The organism is Pseudomonas sp. KH_021 (assembly GCF_057838865.1).
Genome location: NZ_CM174477.1, coordinates 348,651 through 373,758 on the forward strand (window position 1 = coordinate 348,651; position 25,108 = coordinate 373,758).

The 25,108-nt window shown below is 59.8% G+C and carries 24 protein-coding genes; 17 read left to right on the top strand and 7 right to left on the bottom strand.

All coding sequences use genetic code 11. The features are described 5' to 3' along the window. Nucleotides 1-13: 13 nt before the first annotated feature. Both AC3IX4_RS01625 and AC3IX4_RS01630 read left to right on the top strand, forming a co-directional pair. A complete protein-coding gene (locus AC3IX4_RS01625; protein WP_489258954.1) occupies nucleotides 14-1,726 on the top strand; it encodes a putative 2-aminoethylphosphonate ABC transporter permease subunit in 1,713 nt (570 codons plus the stop codon). A 36-nt stretch (nucleotides 1,727-1,762) separates the two neighbouring features. Then, nucleotides 1,763-2,788 carry a putative 2-aminoethylphosphonate ABC transporter substrate-binding protein gene (locus AC3IX4_RS01630; protein WP_489258955.1) on the top strand — a complete coding sequence of 342 codons (1,026 nt, stop codon included), beginning with the start codon at nucleotides 1,763-1,765 and terminating at the stop codon, nucleotides 2,786-2,788. Nucleotides 2,789-2,906: 118 nt separating this feature from the next. On the opposite strand, the gene AC3IX4_RS01635 is transcribed toward AC3IX4_RS01630, so the two are convergent. From AC3IX4_RS01635 to choX, 4 genes are read right to left on the bottom strand one after another with little or no spacing between them, the layout of a single operon-like run. Further along, on the bottom strand, nucleotides 2,907-3,371 hold the full coding sequence (locus tag AC3IX4_RS01635) for a thioesterase family protein (protein ID WP_489258956.1): 465 nt from the start codon (nucleotides 3,369-3,371) through the stop codon (nucleotides 2,907-2,909). 12 nt (nucleotides 3,372-3,383) lie between these two features. Then, on the bottom strand, nucleotides 3,384-4,349 hold the full coding sequence (locus AC3IX4_RS01640) for an L-carnitine dehydrogenase (RefSeq protein WP_489258957.1): 966 nt from the start codon (nucleotides 4,347-4,349) through the stop codon (nucleotides 3,384-3,386). A gap of 17 nt (nucleotides 4,350-4,366) precedes the next feature. Next, on the bottom strand, nucleotides 4,367-5,251 hold the full coding sequence (gene cdhC, locus AC3IX4_RS01645; RefSeq protein ID WP_489258958.1) for a 3-dehydrocarnitine:acetyl-CoA trimethylamine transferase CdhC: 885 nt from the start codon (nucleotides 5,249-5,251) through the stop codon (nucleotides 4,367-4,369). A gap of 27 nt (nucleotides 5,252-5,278) precedes the next feature. Further along, nucleotides 5,279-6,223 (bottom strand): choline ABC transporter substrate-binding protein, encoded by a 945-nt coding sequence (gene choX / locus AC3IX4_RS01650; RefSeq protein ID WP_489258959.1) that lies wholly within the window; start codon nucleotides 6,221-6,223, stop codon nucleotides 5,279-5,281. A 170-nt stretch (nucleotides 6,224-6,393) separates the two neighbouring features. Between choX and AC3IX4_RS01655 the strand changes: the two genes are divergently transcribed. From AC3IX4_RS01655 to AC3IX4_RS01665, 3 genes are read left to right on the top strand one after another with little or no spacing between them, the layout of a single operon-like run. Next, nucleotides 6,394-7,359, top strand: coding sequence for a GlxA family transcriptional regulator (locus tag AC3IX4_RS01655; RefSeq protein WP_489258960.1), 966 nt, complete (start codon nucleotides 6,394-6,396; stop codon nucleotides 7,357-7,359). Between the two features lie 48 nt (nucleotides 7,360-7,407). Further along, entirely contained in the window at nucleotides 7,408-7,659 is a 252-nt protein-coding gene (locus AC3IX4_RS01660; protein WP_489258961.1) for a helix-turn-helix domain-containing protein, read from the top strand. Then, a complete protein-coding gene (locus AC3IX4_RS01665; protein WP_489258962.1) occupies nucleotides 7,656-8,861 on the top strand; it encodes a type II toxin-antitoxin system HipA family toxin in 1,206 nt (401 codons plus the stop codon). The genes AC3IX4_RS01660 and AC3IX4_RS01665 overlap by 4 nt, the downstream gene beginning before the upstream one ends. 13 nt (nucleotides 8,862-8,874) lie before the next feature. Here AC3IX4_RS01665 and AC3IX4_RS01670 read toward each other — a convergent pair whose 3' ends face one another. Then, a complete protein-coding gene (locus AC3IX4_RS01670) occupies nucleotides 8,875-9,294 on the bottom strand; it encodes a DUF3010 family protein (protein ID WP_489261188.1) in 420 nt (139 codons plus the stop codon). A gap of 78 nt (nucleotides 9,295-9,372) precedes the next feature. After that, nucleotides 9,373-10,149, bottom strand: coding sequence for a bestrophin-like domain (locus AC3IX4_RS01675; RefSeq protein WP_489258963.1), 777 nt, complete (start codon nucleotides 10,147-10,149; stop codon nucleotides 9,373-9,375). A 145-nt stretch (nucleotides 10,150-10,294) separates the two neighbouring features. Here AC3IX4_RS01675 and AC3IX4_RS01680 point away from each other — a divergent pair, with 145 nt between their 5' ends. Next, nucleotides 10,295-10,594, top strand: a complete 300-nt coding sequence (locus AC3IX4_RS01680) for a hypothetical protein (RefSeq protein ID WP_489258964.1) — start codon at nucleotides 10,295-10,297, stop codon at nucleotides 10,592-10,594. Here AC3IX4_RS01680 and AC3IX4_RS01685 read toward each other — a convergent pair. Beyond that, nucleotides 10,560-11,000 (bottom strand): lysozyme inhibitor LprI family protein, encoded by a 441-nt coding sequence (locus tag AC3IX4_RS01685; RefSeq protein ID WP_489258965.1) that lies wholly within the window; start codon nucleotides 10,998-11,000, stop codon nucleotides 10,560-10,562. The two genes, AC3IX4_RS01680 and AC3IX4_RS01685, sit on opposite strands and share 35 nt — an antisense overlap. 739 nt (nucleotides 11,001-11,739) lie before the next feature. Between AC3IX4_RS01685 and AC3IX4_RS01690 the strand changes: the two genes are divergently transcribed. From AC3IX4_RS01690 to AC3IX4_RS01740, 11 genes are all read left to right on the top strand, one after another. Further along, on the top strand, nucleotides 11,740-12,717 hold the full coding sequence (locus AC3IX4_RS01690) for a dipeptidase (RefSeq protein WP_489258966.1): 978 nt from the start codon (nucleotides 11,740-11,742) through the stop codon (nucleotides 12,715-12,717). Nucleotides 12,718-12,933: 216 nt separating this feature from the next. Further along, on the top strand, nucleotides 12,934-13,464 hold the full coding sequence (locus tag AC3IX4_RS01695) for a DUF5943 domain-containing protein (protein ID WP_489258967.1): 531 nt from the start codon (nucleotides 12,934-12,936) through the stop codon (nucleotides 13,462-13,464). Nucleotides 13,465-13,479: 15 nt separating this feature from the next. Beyond that, a complete protein-coding gene (dgcA, locus tag AC3IX4_RS01700; protein WP_489258968.1) occupies nucleotides 13,480-15,540 on the top strand; it encodes a dimethylglycine demethylation protein DgcA in 2,061 nt (686 codons plus the stop codon). 159 nt (nucleotides 15,541-15,699) lie between these two features. Continuing rightward, nucleotides 15,700-17,646: a dimethylglycine demethylation protein DgcB gene (dgcB, locus tag AC3IX4_RS01705; RefSeq protein ID WP_489258969.1), complete on the top strand. Its 1,947-nt coding sequence runs from the start codon at nucleotides 15,700-15,702 to the stop codon at nucleotides 17,644-17,646. Beyond that, nucleotides 17,646-18,866, top strand: a complete 1,221-nt coding sequence (gene etfA / locus AC3IX4_RS01710; protein WP_489258970.1) for an electron transfer flavoprotein subunit alpha — start codon at nucleotides 17,646-17,648, stop codon at nucleotides 18,864-18,866. The genes dgcB and etfA overlap by 1 nt, the downstream gene beginning before the upstream one ends. A 14-nt stretch (nucleotides 18,867-18,880) precedes the next feature. Continuing rightward, nucleotides 18,881-19,651 carry an electron transfer flavoprotein subunit beta gene (gene etfB, locus AC3IX4_RS01715; protein ID WP_489258971.1) on the top strand — a complete coding sequence of 257 codons (771 nt, stop codon included), beginning with the start codon at nucleotides 18,881-18,883 and terminating at the stop codon, nucleotides 19,649-19,651. Nucleotides 19,652-19,715: 64 nt separating this feature from the next. Continuing rightward, nucleotides 19,716-20,561, top strand: a complete 846-nt coding sequence (locus AC3IX4_RS01720) for an RHS repeat-associated core domain-containing protein (protein WP_489258972.1) — start codon at nucleotides 19,716-19,718, stop codon at nucleotides 20,559-20,561. A gap of 347 nt (nucleotides 20,562-20,908) precedes the next feature. After that, nucleotides 20,909-21,220, top strand: a complete 312-nt coding sequence (locus tag AC3IX4_RS01725; RefSeq protein WP_489258973.1) for a DUF6124 family protein — start codon at nucleotides 20,909-20,911, stop codon at nucleotides 21,218-21,220. A 435-nt stretch (nucleotides 21,221-21,655) separates the two neighbouring features. Then, a complete protein-coding gene (locus AC3IX4_RS01730) occupies nucleotides 21,656-22,723 on the top strand; it encodes an IS630 family transposase (RefSeq protein ID WP_489256307.1) in 1,068 nt (355 codons plus the stop codon). Between the two features lie 370 nt (nucleotides 22,724-23,093). After that, complete coding sequence (locus AC3IX4_RS01735; RefSeq protein ID WP_489261189.1) at nucleotides 23,094-24,398, top strand: IS4 family transposase; 1,305 nt, start codon at nucleotides 23,094-23,096, stop codon at nucleotides 24,396-24,398. Beyond that, nucleotides 24,385-25,071 carry an RHS repeat-associated core domain-containing protein gene (locus AC3IX4_RS01740; RefSeq protein WP_489258974.1) on the top strand — a complete coding sequence of 229 codons (687 nt, stop codon included), beginning with the start codon at nucleotides 24,385-24,387 and terminating at the stop codon, nucleotides 25,069-25,071. Before AC3IX4_RS01735 ends, AC3IX4_RS01740 begins: the two co-directional genes overlap by 14 nt. Nucleotides 25,072-25,108: the final 37 nt, after the last annotated feature.

The following is a 25,108-nucleotide window of genomic DNA, read 5'->3' on the forward strand; positions in this document are numbered from 1 at the left end:
GATGGCCGTGCAAATGAGCGTGCCACTGTCGCACAAGCAAACGAAGGACAAGGCCGGCGTCGCCCTGGGTGACCGCTTGTTCGTGGTCGGCGGCAAATGGCTGCTGTTGGTGTTGTTGACCGTGGCGGTGTTGATGCCGCTCATGGCGATCTTCTGGCGCGGTTTCAGTGCCCAGGACGGGCAGGGGGGCGGGCTGGTCGCGGCTCGTGAGCTGTTCACCAGCGCCAACTTCCACTGGTTGCTGGGCAATAGTCTGAAAGTCTCGCTGAGCGTCGCGGCCATTGTGGTTCCGATTGCCTACCTGTTTGCCTACGCCCTGCAGCGCACGCTGATTCCGGGCAAGGTCGTGTGGCGCGGTATTTCGCTGTTGCCGTTGCTGGCACCCTCGATGCTGCCCGGCATTGCACTGGTGTACCTGTTCGGCAACCAGGGCCTGCTGCGCGGGCTGCTGTCCGACAACATCTATGGCTTTTGGGGCATCGTGCTGGGTGAGGTGATCTATACCTTTCCCCATGCCCTGATGATTCTGCTGTCGGCCTTGTCGTTGGCCGATGCGCGGTTGTTCGATGCCGCTTCAAGCATGGGCGCAAGCTCCTGGCGCGCCTACCGCAGTATCACTTGGCCTGCCACTCGCCAAGCCGTGTTCGCCGCGTTCTGCCTGGTGTTTACCCTGACCATTACCGATTTCGGTGTGCCGGTTGTGGTCGGTGGCGATTATCAAGTGCTCGCCCTGGAAGCCTACAAGGCTGTCGTGGGCCAGCAACAGTTTGGTCGTGGCGCCTTGATCGGTATGGTCTTGCTGCTGCCGGCGCTGTTGAGCTTTGGCGTGGATGCCTGGCTGCGCCGTCGTCATGGGGACTCCATGAGCGGTCGTGCCCAGGTATTCAAGCCGGTGCCGTCGCGACTGCGTGACGGTTGTTACCTGGCCTTCGTGGTGCTGGTGTGCGCCGCCTTGCTGGCCGTGGTGGGCATGGCTGTCTACTCCTCGCTGGTGAAGTTCTGGCCTTACAACTTGTCGCTGTCGTTCAAGCATTACCAGTTTGACGAAACCGCTGGCGGTGGTTGGCTGGCCTATCGCAACAGCCTGACCATGGCCTTGGCGACGGCATTGATCGGCAGTGTGGTGATCTTCACCGGCAGCTACCTGATGGAAAAAACCGGCGGGCAACGCAGCCTCAACCTGATCCTGCGCATGCTCAGCTTTATACCCATGGCCGTGCCGGGCTTGGTGCTGGGCCTGGGCTATGTGTTCTTCTTCAACCTCAACGGCAACCCGCTGCATGTGTTCTACGGAACCATGGCCTTGCTGGTGGTCTGCACCATCAGCCATTACCTGACCACCGCGCAGATGACCGCGACCACCGCCCTGCGTCAGCTCGACGGCGAGTTCGAGGCCGCCGCGCTGTCGCTCAAGGCGCCGTTGTACCGGCACTTCATGCGCGTCACTGTGCCGATCTGCCTGCCGGCCTTGCTGGATATCATTCGCTACCTGTTCGTCTCGGCGATGACCACCGTATCGGCCGCCATCTTCCTCTACAGCCCCGACACCATCCTGGCGGCCGTGGCCGTCCTGAACATGGATGACGCGGGCAACGTGGGCGGTGCGGCAGCGATGTCGACCCTGATTCTGCTGACCTCGGCCACGGTCTCCTTGCTGCTCGCTTGGGCTTCCCGTGGCCTGCTGCGCCAATCACAAGCCTGGCGCCAAAGTGCGCCCGGTCAATAAACACCTCTCTCACTGTATTGATAAAGGATCCGCACCATGTTCAAGCCACTGGCTCTTGCCGCTGCTGTCCTCACTGCCTTGAGCGTCCAGGCCCAGGCTGCCGACACCCAGCTGATCGTCTACACGGCGCTGGAAGCCGAACAACTGAAGACCTACAAGCAGGCGTTCGAAAAAGCCAACCCGGACATCGAGATCAAGTGGGTGCGTGACTCCACCGGTATCATCACCGCCAAGCTGCTGGCTGAAAAAGACCGCCCGCAAGCTGACGCCGTCTGGGGCCTGGCCGCGTCGAGCCTGGCGATTCTCGACCAGCAAGGCATGCTGCAAAGCTATGCGCCGAAGGACCTGGACAAGATCGGTGGCAACTACCGCGACGCAGCCAACCCGCCGACCTGGGTGGGCATGGACGTGTGGGCCGCGACCATTTGCTTCAACACCATCGAAGCCGAAAAACAGGGCCTGACCAAGCCGGTAAGCTGGCAGGACCTGACCAAGCCTGAGTACAAGGGCAAGATCGTCATGCCGAACCCGGCGTCTTCCGGCACCGGCTTTCTGGACGTCAGCGCCTGGTTGCAGACCTTTGGCGAGAAGCAGGGTTGGGCCTACATGGACGGCCTGCACCAGAACATTGGCCAATACGTTCACTCCGGCTCCAAGCCTTGCAAATTGGCTGCAGCGGGTGAGTTCCCGATTGGTATCTCGTTCGAGTACCCCGCCGTTCAGCTCAAGCGCCAGGGCGCGCCATTGGATATCGTGTTGCCCAAGGAAGGCCTGGGCTGGGAGATCGAAGCCACCGCGATCATCAAGAACAGCCCGCATGAAGCCGCTGCCAAGCGTCTGGCCGACTTCTCCGCAAGCCCGGCAGCCATGGAGCTGTACAAGGAAAACTTCGCGGTACTGGCCCAGCCGGGCATTGCCAAGCCGCAGACCGAACTGCCTGCGGACTACGAACAGCGCCTGATCAAGAACGACTTCGGCTGGGCCTCGAAAAACCGTGACGCCATCCTGGCCGAATGGCGCAAGCGCTATGACGGCAAGTCCGAGAAAGTCGCGCAGCAGTAAGCCCAGGCTTTGCGCAATTGGGGGCGCGCGCACCTGTAGGAGCCGGGTTTACCCGCGATGGTATCACCGCGGTCTTTCTCAATGACCGCGGTGATACCATCGCGAGCAAGCTCGGCTCCTACAAGTGCATCACCCGCCCGACATATTCAGGCTTGGGCAGGTCCACTTGCCCGGCCTGAATCTCCTTCAGCCGCTGCGCCACCGACTCACTGAACGGTGCCGATTTCGGCCCCGCCAGGTCCACGTGCAACAACATCTGCTCATTGGCCGCCACTGGTTCATCCAGCGTCTGAACATGCAGGCTGTGGTACAGATGCACGCGCTTGCGGTCCACGCCCAGAATTTGGGTGCGCACTTGCACTGTGGTGCCCAGCTTCACTTCATGCAGATAGTTCAGGTGGCATTCCAGGGTGAACAGCGAGTGGCCGCTGGCATTGCGGTTGTCGCTGTCCAGACCGATGCGATCCATGAACGCATCGGTGGCGTAGCTGAAGATCAGCAGGTAAAAGGCATCGCGCAGATGCCCGTTGTAGTCCACCCAGTCGGCCTGGATTTCAGTCTCAAAGGTTGGCAACGCAGGCATCGCTTACTCCGCTTATTCGCTGAAGGTCATGCCGTGTTTGGCTTTGGTGGTCTTGACCGCATCGAGCACGGCCAGCAGGCAGTCATCACGATAGCGTTCCAGCGCGCTGATGCTGTGTGACCCCAGCTGCTCACTCGTGCCATCCACCACATCGTCGATCAGCTTGTCGGTCAGGGCCGGGGCGGGCAGGTAGGTCCAGGGCAGCTGCAGCGCTGGGCCGAACTGGGCCATGAAGTGGCGCATGCCGGCATCGCCGCCCGCCAGGGTGTAGGTCAGGAAGGTGCCCATGAACGACCAGCGCAGGCCCGCCCCGAAGCGGATCGCGTCGTCGATTTCACCGGTGGTCGCCACACCGTCGTTGACCAGATGCAGGGCTTCGCGCCAGAGCGCTTCGAGCAGGCGATCAGCGATAAAGCCCGGGACTTCCTTGCGCACATGCAAGGGCCGCATGCCCAGTGACTCATAGACGCTGATGGCCGCCTGAATGGCTTCGGGGGCCGTGCGATTGCCGCCCACCACCTCTACCAGTGGCAGCAGATAGACCGGGTTGAAAGGGTGCCCGACCACGCAGCGTTCCGGGTGGGTGGACGACTCATAGAATTCGCTTGGCAACAGGCCTGAGGTGCTGGAACCGATCAGTGCATTGGGCTTGGCCGCCGCGCTGATTTTGGCATGCAGATCAAGCTTGAGCTCCAGTCGCTCAGGTGCGCTTTCCTGGATGAAATCGGCATCGCGCACGCACTCATCGATGGTGGCGACAAAGCGCAGCCGATCCTGTGAGGCGCCGGCTGCCAGGCCTTGTTTTTCAAGCGCAGGCCAGGCGTTGGCGATGCGTTTGCGCAGCGCGGCTTCAGCGCCGGGCGCCGGGTCCCAGGCCACGACGTCCAGGCCGTGGGCCAGGGCGCGGGCCACCCAACCGCTGCCGATAACGCCGCTGCCCAGGGCGGCGAATGTCTTGATGTCTGTGATAAAGCTCATGTGCGTTCCTTGTGTGATCAGCGACGGGTCAGGTTCATTTTGGCGCGGCCTTCGGCCGGCGTAAGCACGCGGGCACCGAGGCGGCTGAGGATCTCGCAGGCGCGTTCCACCAGTTGGCCGTTGGTGGCCAGCACGCCCTTGTCGAGCCACAGGTTGTCTTCAAGACCAACCCGCACGTTGCCACCCAGTAGCACCGCTTGTGCGGCCATCGGCATTTGCATGCGGCCGATGCCGAAGCCGGCCCAAGTGGCGCCAGCGGGCAGGTTGTCGACCATGGCTTTCATGGTGGTGGTGTCGGCCGGCGCACCCCACGGGATGCCCAGGCACAGCTGGAACAGTGGGTCGTGCAGCAGGCCTTCCTTGATCATCTGTTTGGCAAACCACAGGTGCCCGGTGTCGAAGATTTCAAGCTCAGCCTTCACGCCCAGTTCGGTGATGCGCTTGGCACCCGCCCGCAATTGGGTTGGCGTGGAGACATAGATGGTGTCACCGTCGCCGAAGTTGAGCGTGCCGCAATCCAGGGTGCAGATTTCCGGCAATAGTTCTTCGACGTGGGCCAGGCGAGTCAGCGGCCCGACCAGGTCGGTGCCCGGGCCGAACTCGGTAGGGGTTTCGCCCGGGCCGATCTCCAGGTCGCCGCCCATGCCGGCGGTGAGGTTGACGATGATGTCGATGTCCGCTTCGCGGATACGTTCCATCACTTCACGGTACAGCGCGACGTCGCGGCTGAACTTGCCGGTGTGCGGGTCGCGAACGTGGCAATGGACCACCGTGGCGCCGGCTTTGGCAGCCTCGACGGCGGCCGCAGCGATCTGTTTCGGCGTGACGGGCACCAGGTGGCTTTTGCCCGTGGTGTCGCCAGCACCGGTGAGTGCGCAGGTGATGATGACGTCGTGGTTCATGAAGAGTCCTTCAGGCATGTGGGATGTTTAACGATTTGTAAGGGGCAGGTTCTCGGCAGCCGGGCGGCCATCGAAGGTGGTCACCCCTTCCAGCCAGCGCTTCTGGTCTTGGGGGTGGTCCTTGAGCCACTGGCGGGCCGCCTCCAGGGCATCCTTGTGGTCGAGCAGCGGTTGCATCATCCGGCTCTCGTCTTCGGCGCTGAACGTCAGGTTGGTCAGCAGTCGGTTGGCATTGGGGCAACGGCTGGCGTAGTCGGGCGCGGTGACGCTCCAGACCGTGGCGCGGCCCTCATCCGGGCCCAAGGCGTCGTCACTGCCGGTCAGGTAGGCCAGCTCGAAATTCACGTTCATCGGGTGTGGGGCCCAGCCGAAAAACACCACCGCCTCATTGCGTTTCACTGCCCGCGCAACCGCAGACAACATGCCCGCTTCACTGGACTCCACCAGCTGGAAATCGCCCAGGCCAAACTGGTTTTTGGCGATCATGGCCTTGATCTGGGTATTGGCGCCGGAGCCGGGTTCGATGCCATAGATCTTGCCGCCCAGCTCTTTCTTGAATTTGGCGATGTCGGCGAAGGATTTCAGGCCCTTGTCGGCCAGGTACTTAGGCACGGCCAGGGTCGCTCGCGCATCCTTGAGGCTTGGTTCGGCCAGCACCTTGACCTGCTGTTGCTCGACAAAAGGGGTGATGGTCTGGGTCATCAGCGGGTTCCAGTAGCCCAGGAACATGTCCAGGCGCTGGTCGCGAATACCGGCGAAGATGATCTGCTGGGACGCTGCGGTCTGCTTGGTCTGGTAACCCAGGCCGTCTAGCAGCACCTGGGCCATGGCGCTGGTGGCCATCACGTCGGTCCAGTTGACCACGCCCAGGCGCACGTTCTTGCACTCGGCAGGTTCCGCGCCCACGGCACTGTTGGTGAGTAGGGCGGTACCGGTGAGCATCAGCAGACAGCAGCTGATCAGTCTTTTCATGATGGCTCCTCTGACGGCAGTTCTAATTGTTATGGGGGGCGGCGTCTGTGCACCGTGGAGCCCAGAGTACGCGGCGAGTTCTCGTGCCAATCGCACTGTGGCGACTGGCTCTTGCACTGTCGCGACCTGAGGAGGTATTAACTTCGTTGACCTTTGCCTGAGCACATCGCATGCCCCAGGATTTCTACTTTCTGTTGTTGCCCGGATTTTCCTCGATGGGCTTTATCTCAGCCATCGAGCCCCTGCGTGTGGCCAACCGATTCAAGCCAGGCCTGTACCGTTGGCACGTGCTGAGTGTGGACGGTGGCGCCGTGTTGGCGAGCAATGGCATGTCGGTCAATGCCGAAGGGGCGCTGGAGGTGTTGCCCACAGGCGCGACACTGCTGGTGGTAGCCGGCTTTGACCCGCTGGCAAGCTTCACCCCCGCGCTGCATCACTGGCTGAGACGTCTCGACCATGAGGGCATGACGCTGGGTGGCATCGACACCGGCAGCGTTGTGCTGGCTCAAGCTGGTCTACTCGAGGGTTATCGACTGACCCTGCACTGGGAAGCCTTGGGCGCGTTCAAGGAGTCGTATCCCCAGCTGGACGCCACCCAGGAGCTGTTTGAGATCGACCGGCGGCGCATCACCTCGGCGGGCGGCACCGCCTCTATCGATTTGATGCTCGACCTGATTTCCCAGGCCCATGGTTCGGCGCTGGCGATCCAGGTGTCCGAACAGTTCGTGCTCGGCCGCATCCGCCCTCGCCAGGACCACCAGCGCATGCAGATCGCTTCGCGCTATGGCATCAGCAACAAGAAGCTGGTGCACGTCATCGGCGTGATGGAGAAAAACATCGAGCCGCCGCTCAATACGCTGCAACTGGCTGACACCATCAAGGTGACCCGCCGCCAGCTGGAACGGCTGTTCCGCCTGCATTTGAACGACACGCCGAGTACGTTCTACCTGCGCCTGCGCCTGGACAAGGCCCGGCAGCTGCTGCGCCAGACCGACATGAGTGTGCTGGAGGTGAGCATTGCCTGCGGGTTCGAGTCACCGTCGTATTTCACCCGCAGTTACAGGGCGCGATTTGCGCGGTGCCCACGGGAGGATCGCCGTGCAGCTTCCAAAAGTGAGGCTTTGACAGCGCGCTGAATGTCGCATATACACAACATATGTGAATAAATGTTATGTGTGCGTGACATGGACTATGAATACCTCGCTCAAAAGCTCGGCCAGCAAGTCAAGGGGATGCGACAGAACCGTGGCTTGACTCAAGCTGCCTTGGCCAGCGCCAGTGGCGTGACACGACAGAAAGTGATCGAGATCGAAAAAGGCAGCCTCACCGTCTCAATGCAGGCTTACGCCCGAGTCATCGGCGCTTTGGGGGCAGAGCTGCAATTGGTGCCCGCCAGAATGCCAACCCTGGAAGAGCTTGAGGACTTGTTCAAATGAGTATCGACTGGCTGAAGGTGTATACGCCCCAGGGCGCTTCGGGCAATTTGCTGAGCACGGCAGAGGCGGATTTCCTGTTTCGCTATTCACCTGCCGTTGATGCGAGCAGCGCCATCAGCCTTGCGATGCCATTGCGCGCCGATGAGTTCCGGCGGCGCGAATTGCACCCGATTTTTCAAATGAATTTGCCCGAAGGTTACGTGCTGGAGCAACTGCGTAACCGGCTGGCGAAGACGATTGATGTTGATCCCATGTTGCTGTTGGCGTTATCTGGCGGTACATCACCCATTGGTCGGGTGTTCGTCAGCAGTGAGCAACTTGACGACCTGCTCAAGAACAATTCGGCCACTGAACAAGGTGAGCGGCTGGAAGAAATTCTGGGCTGGGATGGTACCCAGGATATTTTTCTCGACCTGGTTGATCGCTACATTCTGCGCGCCGGTATTTCTGGTGTTCAGCCCAAGGTCCTAGTGCCAGAACGTGCGCCACAGAAATTCACCTCCAAAACATCCGACCTGATTATCAAGAGCGGGCGAGATGAGTTTCCAGGCTTGGCCATTAATGAATACCTGTGCATGTCGGTGGCCAAGGAAGCGGGTTTGCCGGTGCCCGAATTTTACCTGTCCGATAATTTGAAGTTGTTCGTCATGCGTCGGTTCGACCGCGATGAACAGGCGAACCCCATTGGATTCGAAGACATGACCTCGCTGATGGGGTTGGCCTCGGATCAGAAATACAGCAAAAGTTACGCGCTGATCGCAAAAGCCATCCGAGTGTATTGCGCGCCCGAACAAGTGGCCCATTCCTTGCGCCAGCTCTTCGACATCGTTGCTCTAAGCTGCATCGTCGGCAATGGTGATGCCCATCTAAAAAACTTCGGCATCCTGTACACCGACCCTGCCGCCGCTGATGGGCGATTGGCACCCGCCTACGACATAGCCAATACCACCGCTTACATCCCTGAAGACGCACTGGCGCTGGCGCTGACGTTGGCGGGCAACAAATCGCTGTTTGCGTCCCGACTGGGCATTCTCGAATTTGCACTCACGTGTGATATCGATAACCCCAAGGCGCGAATCCAGCACTTACTGCAGGCCCTTGAACGCGTGCTGCATCGAGAGGCTGTAATAGGCGAGCATGCCCCGCTGGTGGTTGAGGCCATCCGTCGATCCGCACAGCCATTCGTTCAAACCTTTGGCTAGCCCAATGTGAGGGTCACGCCCGTTTCAACAACACCGCGCACGCCGTTTTAAACGCCTCGTGCTGATACTTGTTCAGCGAGCCGGGTAGGTCACCTTCAAGTTTCTTGCTCTGGGCACTGATGGTTTGCGGGGACACCAGTTGCACCTCGCAGTCCGTCAGCAACTGGAAGACCCCTTCGATCTTGAAGGTGGTCGGGCCACCGGCGAACTCGCCTTTCTTGCCGCGCTTCTTGATGGCGATGTGGTCGATGCCGTTGTCCTGGACAAACTGTTTGAGTGCAGTAGCGAACGCCTTGACGTTGGCGGTTTCGTCGTCGTCTTCCAAGGCGATTTTCTTGGTGGTCAGGGCCAGGTGTTCGGGCGTTTTTCCACTGAGGGTGGCCAGTGCGAAAATGGCTTCGCTGCCTTTGATTTCAACGCCGCAGATCTTCATCGGGTGCCCATTGCTCATTGAGAATAATGGGCGCCAGAGTGGCGTTCTGCTGCAAGTGCGTCAAGGTTCGCGGGCGCATCACTCCATAACGTCGCGCTGCTGTTCCAGTATTTGATCAAACGCATCCACCCGAATAATGCCCCGCCGCGGGTATTCGAAATCCAGGATCACATACAGCACGCTGACCATCACCAGCGCATAGCCCAGGCTGTGCAGCCAATTACGGCGTATGGCGCCGGCCATGCCGAAGCCGATCAGCAGGGCGCTGATCCAGGTCAGCGCCAGCAGCATCAGGTAGATCAATATCGGTGGGTGGGTCTTGAGTGCCACTGCACGGGTGGTGGTGATGTCGATCATGTCATTGAGTGCCGCCAGGGTTTGCAGGCCGGGGGCGGGGTTGGGCAGGTTTTTCACGGCATTGACACTGGCGGTCCAGATGGCTTGTTGAGCGGTCATCGCCCGCTGATGTTCCTGGGTGGCCACCTCGTCATTTTGCAGGTCTTGGTAATAGGCCAGGCGGGCGTCCACGTATTGGCGAAACAGAGGGCGGATAACGGCTTGATCGCTGGCTGCCAGCAAATCCAGGCGCAGCCAGGCGGTTCCGATAGCGTTGGCTTCCTGGACAATCAGGTCACGACGGACGTCCATGCGGCTGGCGGCGCCTGAGAAGGTAAAGGCGATCAGCAGGGCCAGCAGGCCGAACACCGCGCCTTCGATGGCACCGATGCCAGTGCGGGCACCGTCGGGGTCGATGCGCAGTTGGCGTTTGCCCAGCCACCGGCCCAGCTCCAGCGATACCACGATGGCGATAAAAATGAACAAGGCGTATTCGGGAGCGGCGGCCAGTGTGCGCATCGGCAGTACCTGAACATTGAGTGGGACAGCACCAGTCTTACCCGGTGGGCTGATATCGTGCACCTGTCAGTTCTGACAGTAGACGCTATCGGGCTCGCGAACTAGCGTAACGAACAACCACCGATTTATCGGCAAGGTAAGCCCAATGGCACTGACAAAAAGTTGCTGCTTGCTAGTGCTGTCAGTCATGACATCTTCGGTCTCGCAATCCGGCATGGCACTCATGTATCAGTGTGCCGCGTATGAACGCGAGCACGAAGAACCGCGCCAGCCGCTGCGCAAAGCCACTTATGACGCCAGCACCCCCGAAATTGCGGAAAACATGCTGCGCATGGATCAAAACTTTATGGATGAAGACCGCTATATCATTGTTTGCGATCCGCCCAATAAAGATGAATTGCTGTTCGGCTTCACTCAGCGGAATCGCCCTCGTCCTCGTTCGTAGGGGCGTCCGAATTATTGTGCAGTGATTGCAAATACTCCGAGCGCTCGTCGCTGCGTTGAGCCAGGCAGGTGTTTTCGACCATTTTGAACTCTTGGCTGCCTTTGGGATTCTGCAGTGTTTCTACCGCGCAATCGGCGTCGCGCAATTGGCGCCACAGTTGTTGAGCCGTTTCAACTTTGCTCTTGAATGCCTCGAACTTGGCCGGCTCGTCGACGTATTGGTCTTTTACCCGCTCAAGCATCTCGGCGTAGGCACTGTTCAATTCGCGCTCGGCCGTGTTTTTGTTGTAAAGCGCACACGCCGCATTTTGCTGCTCCGTCTCGACGTTATCGCACGGGGTGCTTTCGTCTTCGGCATGAGCACCGAATGCCAGCAGTGCAAAGGCCAACCCAACCCATAGTTTCATCGATGCGGTCCTGATAGTGGTCGAACAATGTCGACGATTCTGGCTCAAGGGCCTGTGGCTTTCCACTGTTGGGCAAGGAGGGCCACAATTCTAGGGTAGGAGCCAGCCTTGGCTGCGATGGCCATAGGTATCTACACAATTCTGGGGCAGCGCGGCTCTTGTAGCCGCTGCCGAGGTACGAGGCTGCGATCGGCGGCGAAGCCGTCGTAAATTCAGGCCCTTCGGTGTGCCTGATGGATTACGGTCTCAGGTTTTACGGCCGCTTCGCTGCCGATCGCAGCCTCGTACCTCGTCAGCGGCTACATTCGTAGTAGTAGACGAGTTCAGCGAGGCCAGGTCCGGGGACGTAGTCCTCGCAAAGCCTGTACTCGCGGTGTATCTGAATACTGAAGTGCCAGGTTTTACGACTGCTGCGCAGCCGGACGTGGCCTCGTTCTACTCGTCCACTGCTACGAAATGCAGTACACCAAAAGATGTGTAGATACCTATGCTGCGATGGCCACACCGCGGTGTATCAGGAAATATCGCGGTGAGGCCATCGCGGTGGTCCGGCAATCCGGTAAACCCGGCTCCTACAGCGGCGATGAGGCCCTTGCGATCCACACATAACTGACCCGTTGACGCTTTCTGCAATTCCCCTGTCGTTTTTGCATCGGGGCCCAAAGGCTGCGAGGCATATGCTGGCCCCAAAGCGCCGGCAGACGATTCGGCGCAAGGTCAAGACAAAGGGGACAGCCTGATGAGCCCAGCCGAATTGCACGCCGACAGCATCGTTATCGACGGGCTGATCATTGCCAAGTGGAACCGTGAACTGTTCGAAGACATGCGCAAGGGCGGCTTGACCGCAGCCAACTGCACCGTGTCGGTCTGGGAAGGCTTCCAGGCCACCGTCAACAACATCGCCGCCAGCCAGAAACTGATCCGTGAAAACAGCGACCTGGTGATCCCGGTGCGCACCACCGCCGACATCCGCAAGGCCAAGGAGCTGGGCAAGACCGGCATCCTGTTCGGCTTTCAGAACGCCCATGCCTATGAAGACCAGATCGGCTATGTCGACGTCTTCAAGCAGCTCGGCGTGGGCATTGTGCAGATGTGCTACAACACCCAGAACCTGGTGGGTACCGGTTGCTATGAGCGTGATGGTGGGCTGTCGGGTTTCGGTCGCGAGATCGTCGCCGAGATGAACCGCGTCGGCGTCATGTGCGACCTGTCCCATGTCGGTTCCAAGACCTCCGAAGAAGTCATCCTCGAATCGAAAAAGCCGGTGTGCTACTCCCACTGCCTGCCGTCGGGGCTCAAGGAACACCCGCGCAACAAGTCCGATGAAGAACTCAAGTTCATTGCCGACCACGGCGGTTTCGTTGGCGTGACCATGTTCGCGCCATTTTTGGCCAAGGGCATCGATTCGACCATCGACGACTACGCCGAAGCCATCGAATACACCCTGAACATCGTCGGTGAAGACGCCATCGGTATCGGTACCGACTTTACCCAGGGCCATGGCCAGGACTTCTTCGAATACCTGACCCACGACAAGGGCTATGCCCGGCGCCTGACCAGCTTCGGCAAGATTATCAACCCGCTGGGTATCCGTACCGTCGGCGAGTTCCCCAACCTCACCGAAACGCTGCTCAAGCGCGGCCACAGTGAGCGCGTGGTACGCAAGATCATGGGCGAGAACTGGGTCAACGTCTTAAAAGACGTTTGGGGCGAGTGAGTACCTCTGGAGCCTACTGCGCTCGCCGATAGCTGCGTCAGGTCCTCGCGTAAAGCTCGCCGTACCTCGGTACTGTCTCGCTTTACGCTCCGGTCCTTCCTTGCTCTCGACGTGCTCGCTACGGCTCCAGAGGCACTCACTACGGCTTGTTTATTAAAAAGCAAAGCAGTCCGGTTTTGCTTTCACGAACATTTCTGTTTCTGGAGTTAAGTTTCCATGGCCAAGATCGCCCCGCAATTACCTATCGAAGTCGACAGCGAGACCGGTGTCTGGACGTCCGATGCCCTGCCAATGCTCTACGTACCGCGGCATTTCTTCGTCAACAACCACATCGGCATCGAGGAAGTGCTGGGCGCCGACGCCTATGCCGAGATCCTCTACAAGGCCGGCTATAAATCGGCTTGGCACTGGTGCGAAAAAGAAGCCGAATGCCATGGCCTGGAAGGCGTGGCGGTGTTCGAACACTACATGAAGCGCCTGTCGCAGCGCGGCTGGGGCCTGTTCAAGATCCAGGACATCGACCTGGAAAAAGGCACCGCCAGCATCAAGCTCGAGCACTCGGCCTTTGTGTATGTGTACGGCAAGGTTGGCCGCAAGGTCGACTACATGTTCACCGGTTGGTTTGCCGGTGCCATGGACCAGATTCTGGCAGCCCGTGGCAGTTCGATCCGCACCGTTGCCGAGCAGGTCTACGGCGGTTCGGAAGAAGGCCACGACGACGGCCTGTTCATCGTCAAGCCGCTGTAAGTCGAGGATTCTGCCATGGCTTTCGAAGCAATGTTCCAGCCGATCCAGATCGGCAAACTGACCATCCGCAACCGAGTACTGAGCACCGCGCACGCTGAGGTCTATGCCACTGATGGCGGCATGACCACCGACCGCTATGTGAAGTACTACGAAGAAAAAGCCAAGGGCGGGATCGGCCTGGCCATTTGCGGTGGCTCCTCGGTGGTGGCCATCGACAGCCCGCAGGAGTGGTGGGCTTCGGTGAACCTGGCCACCGACCGCATCATCCCGCACTTCCAGAACCTGGCCGACGCCATGCACAAGCATGGCGCCAAGATCATGATCCAGATTACCCACATGGGCCGGCGCTCGCGCTGGGACGGCTTCAACTGGCCAACCCTGATGTCGCCGTCTGGCGTGCGTGAGCCGGTGCACCGTGCCACCTGCAAGACCATCGAGCCGGAAGAGATCTGGCGTGTGATCGGCAACTACGCACAAGCGGCCCGCCGTGCCAAGGCCGGCGGCCTGGACGGTATCGAACTGTCGGCCGTGCACCAGCACATGATCGACCAGTTCTGGAGCCCGAGGGTCAACAAGCGCACCGACGAATGGGGCGGCACTTTTGAAGGTCGCATGAAGTTCGGCCTGGAAGTACTCAAGGCCGTGCGTGCCGAAGTCGGCCCGGACTTCTGCGTGGGCATGCGTATCTGCGGCGACGAATTCCACCCCGATGGCCTGAGCCACGAGGACATGAAGGAGATCGCCAAGTACTACGACGCCACCGGCATGATCGACTTCCTGGGCGTGGTCGGCTCGGGTTGCGACACCCACAACACCCTGGCCAACGTTATCCCCAACATGAGCTACCCGCCCGAGCCGTTCCTGCACCTGGCGGCCGGCATCAAGGAAGTGGTCAAGGTTCCGGTGCTGCACGCGCAGAACATCAAGGACCCCAACCAGGCCACGAGGATTCTGGAAGGCGGCTACGTCGACATGGTCGGCATGACCCGTGCGCACATCGCCGACCCGCACTTGATCGCCAAGATCAAGATGGGCCAGATCGACCAGATCAAGCAATGCGTCGGTGCCAACTACTGCATCGACCGGCAATACCAGGGGCTGGATGTGCTGTGCATCCAGAACGCCGCGACCTCCCGTGAATACATGGGCGTACCGCACATCATCGAGAAAACCACCGGAATCAAACGCAAGGTCGTCGTGATCGGTGCCGGCCCGGCCGGGATGGAAGCGGCCCGTGTGGCGGCCGAACGCGGCCACGACGTCACCCTGATCGAAAAGAAAGACGCCATTGGCGGGCAGATCACCACGGCGTCCAAGGCGCCACAGCGTGACCAGATCGCCGGCATCACCCGTTGGTATCAGCTGGAGCTGACCCGCCTGAAAGTCGACCTGCGCCTGGGCACGGCGGCGGACGTTGCAACCATCATGGACCTGCGCCCGGATGTGATTGTGCTGGCGGTGGGCGGGCACCCGTACCTTGAGCAGAACGAGCACTGGGGCGCGGCCGAAGGGCTGGCGGTCAGCAGCTGGGATGTGCTCGACGGCAAGGTAGCACCCGGCAAGAACGTGCTGGTCTACGACACCATCTGCGAGTTTACCGGTATGTCGGTGGCCGACTATTTGGCCGACAAGGGCAGCCAGGTCGAGATCGTCACCGATGACATCAAGCCGGGCGTGGCCATCGGCGGTACGTCGTTCCCGACCTACTACCGCAGCATGTACCCCAAGGAAGTGATCATGACCGGCGACATGATGCTGGAAAAGGTCTACCGCGAAGGCGACAAATTGGTGGCGGTGCTGGAGAACGAATACACCGGCGCCAAGGAAGAGCGGGTGGTCGACCAGGTGGTGATCGAGAACGGTGTGCGGCCGGACGAAGCGCTGTACTACGCGCTCAAGGAAGGCTCGCGCAACAAGGGCCAGATCGACGTCGAGGCGTTGTTCGCGATCCAGCCGCAGCCGTGCCTGAGCCAGCCGGGCGATGGCTACCTGCTGTTTCGCATCGGCGATTGCGTAGCGCAGCGCAATACCCATGCGGCGATCTATGACGCCTTGCGACTGTGCAAGGATTTCTGATCAGTCATGCACAAACCCTGATGTGCCCTTACACATCACATGTGTAGGAGCAGGGTTTACCCGCGATGAAGGCGCCATGGTCTATCAGACATACCGCAGCGCCCTCATCGCGGGTAAACCCTGCTCCTACAAAGCCCCGAGGTCTTTGGGAGCGACACCATGTTGAACACTCTTCTTCCTATCCTGCTGTTCGCAGCCATCGGCCTTGCGGCTCTCGGCGCGGTGCGGCGGGTTTCACTGTGGCGCCAGGGGCGGCCGGCCAAGGTCGAGCTGCTCAAGGGCCTGCTGGCCATGCCGCGCCGCTACATGGTCGACCTGCACCATGTGGTCGCCCGCGATAAATACATGGCCAACACCCACGTCGCCACCGCAGGCGGCTTTGTGCTGGCGGCGGTGCTGGCGATTCTGGTGCATGGCTTTGGCCTGCATAACCGCATCCTCGGCTATGCCTTGCTGTTCGCTACGGTGCTGATGTTTGTCGGCGCGTTGTTCGTCTACAACCGCCGTCGCAACCCGCCTGCACGGTTGTCCAAAGGGCCGTGGATGCGCTTGCCGAAAAGCCTGCTGATGTTCTCGGCGAGCTTCTTTCTGGTGACGCTGCCGGTGGCGGGCATTTTGCCGGCCGATTTCGGTGGCTGGGTGATGGCGGTGATGCTTGCCGTCGGCGTGTTCTGGGGCGTGTCTGAATTGTTCTTCGGCATGACCTGGGGCGGGCCGATGAAGCACGCCTTCGCCGGCGCCCTGCACCTGGCCTGGCACCGCCGCGCCGAGCGCTTTGGCGGTGGTCGTTCAACGGGCCTCAAGGCGCTGAACCTGGACGATCCGCAAGCGCCATTGGGCGTGGAAAAACCCAAGGATTTCACCTGGAACCAGCTGCTCGGTTTCGATGCCTGCGTGCAGTGCGGCAAGTGCGAAGCCGCGTGCCCGGCTTTCGCCGCAGGCCAGCCGTTGAACCCGAAAAAACTGATCCAAGACATGGTCGTCGGCCTGGCGGGCGGTACCGATGCCAAGTTCGCGGGCAGCCCGTACCCTGGCAAACCCATCGGCGAGCACAGCGGCAATCCGCATCAACCCATCGTCAACGGCTTGGTCGATGCCGAAACCCTGTGGTCGTGCACCACCTGCCGCGCCTGCGTCGAGGAGTGCCCGATGATGATCGAGCACGTCGATGCCATCGTCGACATGCGCCGTCACCTGACATTGGAAAAAGGCGCCACACCCAACAAGGGCGCCGAAGTGCTGGACAACCTGATCGCCACCGACAACCCAGGCGGCTTTGCCCCAGGCGGGCGGATGAACTGGGCGGCGGACCTGAACCTGGACCTGATGGCCGACAAGAAAACCGTCGACACGCTGTTCTGGGTCGGCGACGGTGCCTTCGACATGCGCAACCAGCGCACCCTGCGAGCCTTCGTTAAAGTCCTGAAAGCGGCCAAGGTCGATTTCGCGGTGCTGGGCCTGGAAGAGCGTGACAGCGGTGATGTGGCCCGACGCCTGGGCGATGAAGCCACCTTCCAGCAACTGGCCCGGCGCAACATCCACACCCTGGCGCAGTACAGCTTCAAGCGCATTGTCACCTGTGATCCGCACAGCTTCCATGTGCTGAAAAACGAGTACGGCGCCTTCGACGGCCACTACCACGTGCAGCACCACAGCACCTTCATTGCCGAGCTGATCGGCGCCGGGCGCCTCAACCTCGGCCAGCACAAGGGTGGCAGCGTGACCTATCACGACCCCTGCTACCTGGGCCGCTACAACGGCGAGTACGAAGCGCCGCGCGATGTGCTGCGGGCGTTGGGTATCGAGGTCAAGGAGATGGAACGCTCGGGCTTCCGCTCGCGCTGCTGCGGCGGTGGCGGCGGTGCGCCGATCACTGACATTCCCGGCAAGCAGCGGATTCCTGATATGCGCATGGACGACATCCGAGGCACGGGCGCAGAGCTTGTGGCCGTGGGCTGCCCGCAATGCACCGCCATGCTTGAGGGTGTGGTCGAACCACGCCCGGCTATCAAGGACATCGCTGAGCTGGTCGCCGACGTGCTGATCGAGGACGTTGCCGCCCCAAAGTCGGTGCCGAGTAAACGTACACCTGCGGAGGTGCATTGATGAGCGACATTATCCGCCGCGATCCGCGCGCCGAGTGGATCGCCCGTAACCGCCTGCATCCGCTGCACGCGGCCATGCAACCGGCGCAAACCCAATGGATGGGCCCCAACGGCGTGCTGCGCAAGAACCCCCATGCGGTCGGCTTTATCGGCCCCAATGGCATCAAGCGAATCGACCGCAGCGGCGAGCAACAGGGCGGCACTGCCAAGCGCACGGCGGCGACCGAAGTGCAGTTGCCACTGCATCAGGTGTTGTCGCCTGCGTTCTACATCGCCGTGGCCCCGGACATGGTCGGTGGCCGCCTGAGCAGCCACGACCGCGACTTGCTGGGCCTTGCCCATGCGCTGGCGGGCAGCGATGGCGCGGTGTTGGCGATCGTCTTTGGCGAGCACAAGGAGTTGGCGTTTGCGACCGCCGGCGTGGATCGCTTGCTGGTGATCGAAGGCGAGCAGTTCGACGGTTATGCACCGGAGCAACGACTCCAGGGCCTGCGGGCTGTGGATAACCAGTTCAACCCGCGCCACTGGTTGCTGCCCGACAGCCGCACCGGTGGCGGTGAGCTGGGCCGGCGTTTCGCCGCCGCGCTGGGCGAGCGTCCGGCTACCCGGGTTTGGCAAGTCAAGGATGGCCAGTGCATGGGCCGTGCGGGTGCGGGCCAGCAGGATCTGCAACGTCAAGCGCCGCGCCTGATCCTGGCCGCTGCCGAGTGCGCGGAGCCGGTCAGCGAAACGCGCCACGAAGCAGTGCCGGTTCAGTTATCCACAGAGGTGGTGCGCAGCTTGTCGCGCATCGAAGACCTGGGCGCTGTGGCCGTCGACCCGGCAGCCATTGCGATGGCCGAGGCCGAGTTCATTTTCTCCGGTGGCAACGGCGTCAAGGACTGGGCCTTGTTCCACCGCACGGCGGCGGCACTGGGCGCCACCGAAGGCGCCTCGCGGGTGGCCGTGGACGACGGCTTCATGCCGCGTGATCGGCAGGTGGGCGCGACCGGCACCTGGGTCACGGCACGCGTGTATGTGGCCGTCGGTATCTCCGGCGCCATCCAGCACCTGCAGGGCATCGGCGCCTGCGATAAGGTCGTGGCGATCAACATGGACCCCGGCTGCGACATGATCAAACGCGCTGACCTGTCGGTGATCGGCGAAAGCGCCGCGATCCTGCAGGCCCTGATCGACGCCATCGAAGGCTACCGAAACCAAGCCAAGCGCGACGCCGCTTAACGCAGGATCACAGCATGAACACAAAAGTCATCAGCCTGGTTTCAATCGGCGCCCACCCCACCTCCGGCCGTGCGCGGCGGGCCGAACAGGACGCCCGTGCGGTAGAGCTCGGTTTGCAGTTGGCGGGGGATAACTTGCAAGTGCTGCATGCGGGCGACCCGCAGGAGCCGGCTTTGCGTGCTTACCTGGGCATGGGTTTGGCGCAACTGGATGTGCTGGAGCAACCGGCGGGCTCCGACGCCTTGGGCGTGTTGGGTGAGTACTTGCGCGAAGCGGGTGCCCAAGTGGTGTTGACCGGCAGCCAGGCCGAGACCGGCGAAGGCTCGGGCATGTTGCCGTTCTTGCTCGCCGAGCAACTGGGTTGGCCGTTGGTGGTGGGCCTGGCTCAGGTCGAATCCATCGACGGCGGGGTGGCTCATGTGCTGCAAGCGTTGCCCCGTGGTCAGCGGCGTCGCCTGAAAGTGCGCCTGCCGTTTCTGGCCACTGTGGATAACGCCGCACCCAAGCCTCGCCAGAGCGCTTTTGGCCCAGCGCGACGCGGTGTGTTGGCGGCGCGGCAAGTGGAGATTGTCGAAGACGAGTTATCCACAAGCGCGCAACTGCTACCGGCCAAACCGCGCCCCAAACGGTTGAAAGTGATCAAGGCCAAGAGCGGGGCGGATCGGATGAAAGCCGCGACTGCCAAAGCCAGCGGTGGCGGCGGGCAAGTGCTTAAGGATGTCAGCCCACAGGCCGGGGCCGAGGCGATCTTGAAGTTGTTGATTGAAGAAGGGGTGGTGCGCTGACGGGCGCGCCTACCTAGCAGTTCTGTGAGTACCGGGGGCGTTTCGTGGTTGCTAGGATTGGGGCTTGATCCAGCAAGTTCGAGGCGTCGCCATGCATAACGTTCAAGGTCATTCACTGTTGCTGGCAGTTGATCGCCACCAGAGCCCTTTGTTTGAAGCGTTCAATCGTGTGGTGTTTACGCCGTATGGTGTGCGTAGTGGGCAGCGTTCAGCGCAAGGGAAGATGGGCTTCAATGGACAGTTGAGAGAGCGTGAAAGTGGGGCGTATTTGCTCGGTAACGGGCATCGGGTGTATAGCCCGGTGTTGATGCGTTTTCACAGTGCGGATGGGTTGAGTCCGTTTAATCGCGGGGGTGTGAATGCGTACGCATACTGTGAGGGCGACCCGATCAATTTTGTCGATCCTAGCGGGAGATTTCTAAAGAGTTTTTTCAGGATGGGAAAAACGTCGACGGAACCTGAAGCTGCATTGGATGCGGTGGTCATCCATAGTCCACCCGCGAGTCCTGGTGCGCGTGCCACTTCAAGCGTTCCTACCGCAGCTGATGTGCTTGAGACAGTGGGTCAGGTTTCAGCCAACTTCAACACCACGTCGACCGGTTTGGGGGGCTTGTTTGCAGCAGGTGCGAAGGAGGCACCGCCTGTTATAGATCAGATCGCCAACTTTGCAGCCGTTTCGGGTAGCGGTTTTACGCTAGGCGGAAGAGCAGTCGGAAACACAGACCTTCAAATGGCCGGCTCATTTCTGATGACGGCAGCATTCGCTATCCGACTGGGTAGACAGATTCAACAGAACGGCCCTTTGGGGATGTTGGAAATTTATGGGCGAGGGGCTGCCCGTCTAAGTGGAGCTGAATACGTATACAACTTTTATCGGAATCGCGAAGTGCCATTCATGCCAAAGTTTTGAGTTGGCGAATGTTCCTACATGAATATGGCTGAGATCTTCCATGCTCTTTCTATGTTCCTGTAGTCACTCACGAGCTCTAGGAAATACCCTACGAACCCTGTCGCCAGCCATCACCTTGTCCCTGGGAAGCGTGATCCATAGTCTTTCTCGGTCGCTGAATGTTCAGCGATCGGGCGTGGAAGCCTGGGTACCCTAGAATGAAGCCATCTTGCGATTTTATGGCGACTGTGCGCGGGAGGACCTCTGTGTCCTGCCGGGTTTTTTCGGGTAACCGGTCTTCCACCTCGCGCACAGTTGCCACCCAATTACGTGGAAGTAAACGGGTGCGACTTCACGAGGATTTTCCCATGAAGCAACTCTTACCTGATCCACCGCTGTCCTCGATCAAAACCCAATACACCCCCTTCGGCACCTGCGATGCCCCCCACGGTCCATTATTCGCCGTACTGGCTGATGTCCCCGCCGAAGACGCCCTGACCCACGCCTCGCTCTACCTCAGATGCGCCTTGGCCACCGCCCAACATTCAATCACCCATTGCAACGAAGAAGGCCGGGCCATGCTGTGGTCGGCCGTGCATTCGCTCGAGATGGCCAAGGGGCTGGTGGATGGATTGCTGGATGGGCTAGAGGCCGAGCAGGACAAATCGGCGCCGGTCTGAAAAGCACCGCGGGCAAGCCCGGCTCTCACAAACAGTTGGGGAACGTAGGAGCCGGGCTCGCCCGCGATGGGCTGCAAAGCAGTCCCCAGGTTGCTGACAAACCCCGGCCACTGGTTGGAATCGCGAATGTAATCTGAAGATATATGAAGTGCGCGTAGGAGCGGACCCGGCCGCGATGGGCTGCGAAGCGGCCCCTGCGATTATGAAAACGACTGAGCCCCGCAAGATGTCGCTGGTCTCTGGGGCCGCTTTGCAGCCCATCGCGGCCGGGACCGCTCCTACGAAATGGCGGGTTGCCCCGAGGTTTGTCAGCAACCTGAGGGCTGCTAAGCCGCCCCAACAAACACCGCAGATACCTAGTGTGCTGTCTGCGAAATAGCTTTTCTAATTTTTCACCTACACTTCAGGTGTCATTTCCCCCTTGGAGAGCTTCAGGTGAGCGCACTGGACATTACGCTTAGCTCCGAAGAAAAGGCCGAACTGAACCGGCGCGTTCGCTCCGCCACCATTCCCCAGCGTGAAGGTCGTAGAGCACGCATTGTGCTGCTTGCAGCACAGGGCGAAACGCGGGAAGAGATTGCACGACTGACTGGGTTTTCTCTCCCGACAGTCACCAACTGGTGCCAACGCTTTCAGTTGCTCCGGCTCGACGGATTGATTGATAAACCAGGTCGTGGACGCAAGTCGTCGCTGCCTGCCGATACTGTCCGCCGCGTCTTGGAGCAGGTCACGAAACCTCGCATTGGCGAGTCGCGATGGAGCTGCAGGAGTATGGCGAGAGCGGTCGGGATTTCTTCGAGTACGGTCCATAAGTTATGGGCTGCCAATGACTTGAAGCCTCATCTGACTCGCACCTTCAAGCTCTCAAACGATCCGCAGTTCGAACAGAAATTCTGGGATGTTATCGGCCTTTACCTGGCCCCGCCGGACAAGGCATTGGTGCTGTGTTGCGACGAAAAAAGCCAGGTGCAGGCCTTGGAACGCACGCAGCCTGGATTGCCTCTGGGCATCGGCCACATCCAGACGAAATCACATGATTACACCCGCCACGGCACGGTTACATTATTCGCTGCGCTGGATTATCTGCAGGGAAAATTGATCAGCAGCATCGAACGTCAACACCGTCATCAAGAGTGGTTGTCCTTCCTCAAGAAGATCAACAAGCAGACCCCCAAGAATCTCCAGCTTCACCTGATCGTCGATAACTATGCGACGCACAAGCACGCCGCCGTGAAAACCTGGCTGGCGAAGCACCCGCGTTTCCATATGCACTTCACACCGACGTCCAGCTCTTGGATGAACATGGTCGAACGATTTTTCCGAGACATCACGGTGTATCTACGAGACGGTAGCTTTGCCTCGGTGCGCGAGTTGGAATCCTCGATAACAACGTTCATGGCACTAAGAAATGCTCAGCCGACCCGGTACGTTTGGAACGCGAAAGGCGAGGAGATTTTGAGCAAAATCCAACGAGCTCGCGAGGCACTTGAGGCCGTACCATAGGGATAAATTATTTCGAAGACAGCACACTAGCAGTTCTGCTAGTTGTTTCAAAACAGCGATAGGGTTTAATTAAGCGTATTCGCTCTCACCCCAGGCCGTGACCATGAATGTCCAATCCTTTAGCAGGCTGCTGACTACAACCCATTCGCAAACCGTGCAGCACGTTCTGCAGGCCGGTGCGCCACAGACCATTAACTACCTTGCCTACGGCCATCGTTCTGGGGCTGGCAGTGCGATGACACCGATGGGGTTTAACGGCCAGCCCTTTCAAGGTCTTCGTTTAAACTCTCTCCCATCTACGGTCCAGGATGACGAAACGATGTGGGAAGAAGTCTTAGCGCGGTTTGAAAAAAAAGCACCGGCCAGCGTCATGGCCAAGTTGGCGTTGGAGCAGGCCATCCCGGCCGAGTGGGTCGATCAGGTGTTCGAAAACCATCGCCAACGCCAGTACCCGCGTGAGCTTTTGTTTTCGACCATCGTTGAGCTGATGTCCCTTGTTTCATTGGGTTTACGACCTTCACTGCATGCCGCTGCACGTCAGATGGAGGACCTTCCGGTTACCTTGGCAGCGCTCTATGACAAGGTCAGCCGCACAGAACCCGCGTTGCTGCGGGCCCTGGTCACCGGCAGCGCAGAGCGGTTGACCCCGACCATAGAAGCGTTGGGCTGTTCAGCCATTTTGCCCGGCTGGCAACTGCGTATCGTCGACGGCAACCACCTGCCTTCTACCGAAAAACGTCTGGGGGCTTTGCGGCGTGAACGAGGCGCCGCGCGGCCTGGTTTTTCGGTCGTGGTCTATGACCCCGACCTGGATCAGGTCGTTGACCTTCAGCCCTGCGAAGATGCCTACGCCAGTGAACGCGTCAGCGTACTGCCGTTGCTGGCGAGTGCGAGGGCGGGACAGCTGTGGATGGCCGATCGGCTCTATTGCACGCTCCCCGTCATGGAAGCCTGCGAGGAGTCGGGCGCCTCGTTCATTATTCGTCAGCAGAGTCACCATCCACGCCTGATCCAGGAAAACGACTGGCAAGAACCCGTGTCTGTCGAGGCTGGAACGGTGCGTGAACAAACCATCGAATTGAAAGGCGGACGCTGCTGGCGGCGAATTGAACTGAGCTTGCGAACGCCCACTGAGTCGGGTGACTCCACGCTCTTATTCTGGAGCAATTTGCCCGACAGCATCAGTGCTCAGCAGATCGCTGATTTGTACCGTCGTCGCTGGAGTATCGAAGGGATGTTCCAACGCCTGGAATCGGTGCTGGACAGTGAAATCGCAAGCCTGGGCAACCCCCGAGCGGCCTTGCTCGGTTTTGCCTCGGCGATCTTGGCCTACAACGTTTTGTCGGTCCTTAAGCGCAGTGTTGAACAGGCCCATCGCCAGACGCAGCCCGAGGGCTGGGAAGCTTCGATCTTCCACCTGGCGGTGCAGGTGCGCAGCAGTTATGAGGGGATGCAGATCGCGTTGCCCTCGGATTACCTATCACTCCAAACGACCTCAGAAACTCTGGCGGAGCGTCTGTTGGCGCTGGCCAGGAATATCCAGCCCCGACAGGTCGCTAAAAGCAAACGCGGCCCCAAAGTAGATAAACCCAAGGAATGGCTCGAGGGCAAAGCTGCGCGTGCTCATGTATCGACGGACCGGGTGCTCAAGGCCAAAAAAGATGAAAGACCTTGAAAGGGCTGGGTTTAACGGCGAGAGGGTAGAGCAGGGGACAGGGCATTACATACTGGGCAAAGGTTATCGCGTTTTTAATTCTGTGTTGGGTCGGTTTCAGTCGTGTGATTCGTGGAGTCCTTTTGGGGAGGGCGGGATCAATGCGTATGCATATTGTGCGGGTGATCCGATCAATTATAAGGATCCCTCGGGACGGGCTGGAGCTGTCGTGTATAGGTCGTCCGGACCGATCAAGCCAGTCAGTCCGACGCTTCATAAAAAAATACAAAATAGTTTGCCAAAAGAAATAGTAGTAACTCCCGAGCAAAGGCGCGCGCAGAATCTGCTTAAGTCGATATCACCGGAGCGAAAAGAAAATATAGAGAATGGTTTAAAACGTGAACTGGCACCTACCCAAGCGGTTAGCAATTCTAAGTCTCAAGCCCTTTTTCAGTCTGCATCGGATAAAGAGCTGCAGGCGTTTGAATTAAGAGATAAATTTCTTACGACGATCAGTCAATGGAATAACCCCGGTGATGTTAATTTTTCAACGGAAGTTTTTAATCCGGTCTATAAGCAGTATCTGGATTCGTATGCGAAAATTAATTCAATTCGCGGCTATCATGTTTTTAGCAGGCCTCTGATCAATCGATATGAGCAGCGTTTGAAAGATTTCGGTCGTCCCTCTAAATGAAAAGCATCGCCGGCAAGCCGCGCTCCTACAAAAAGCC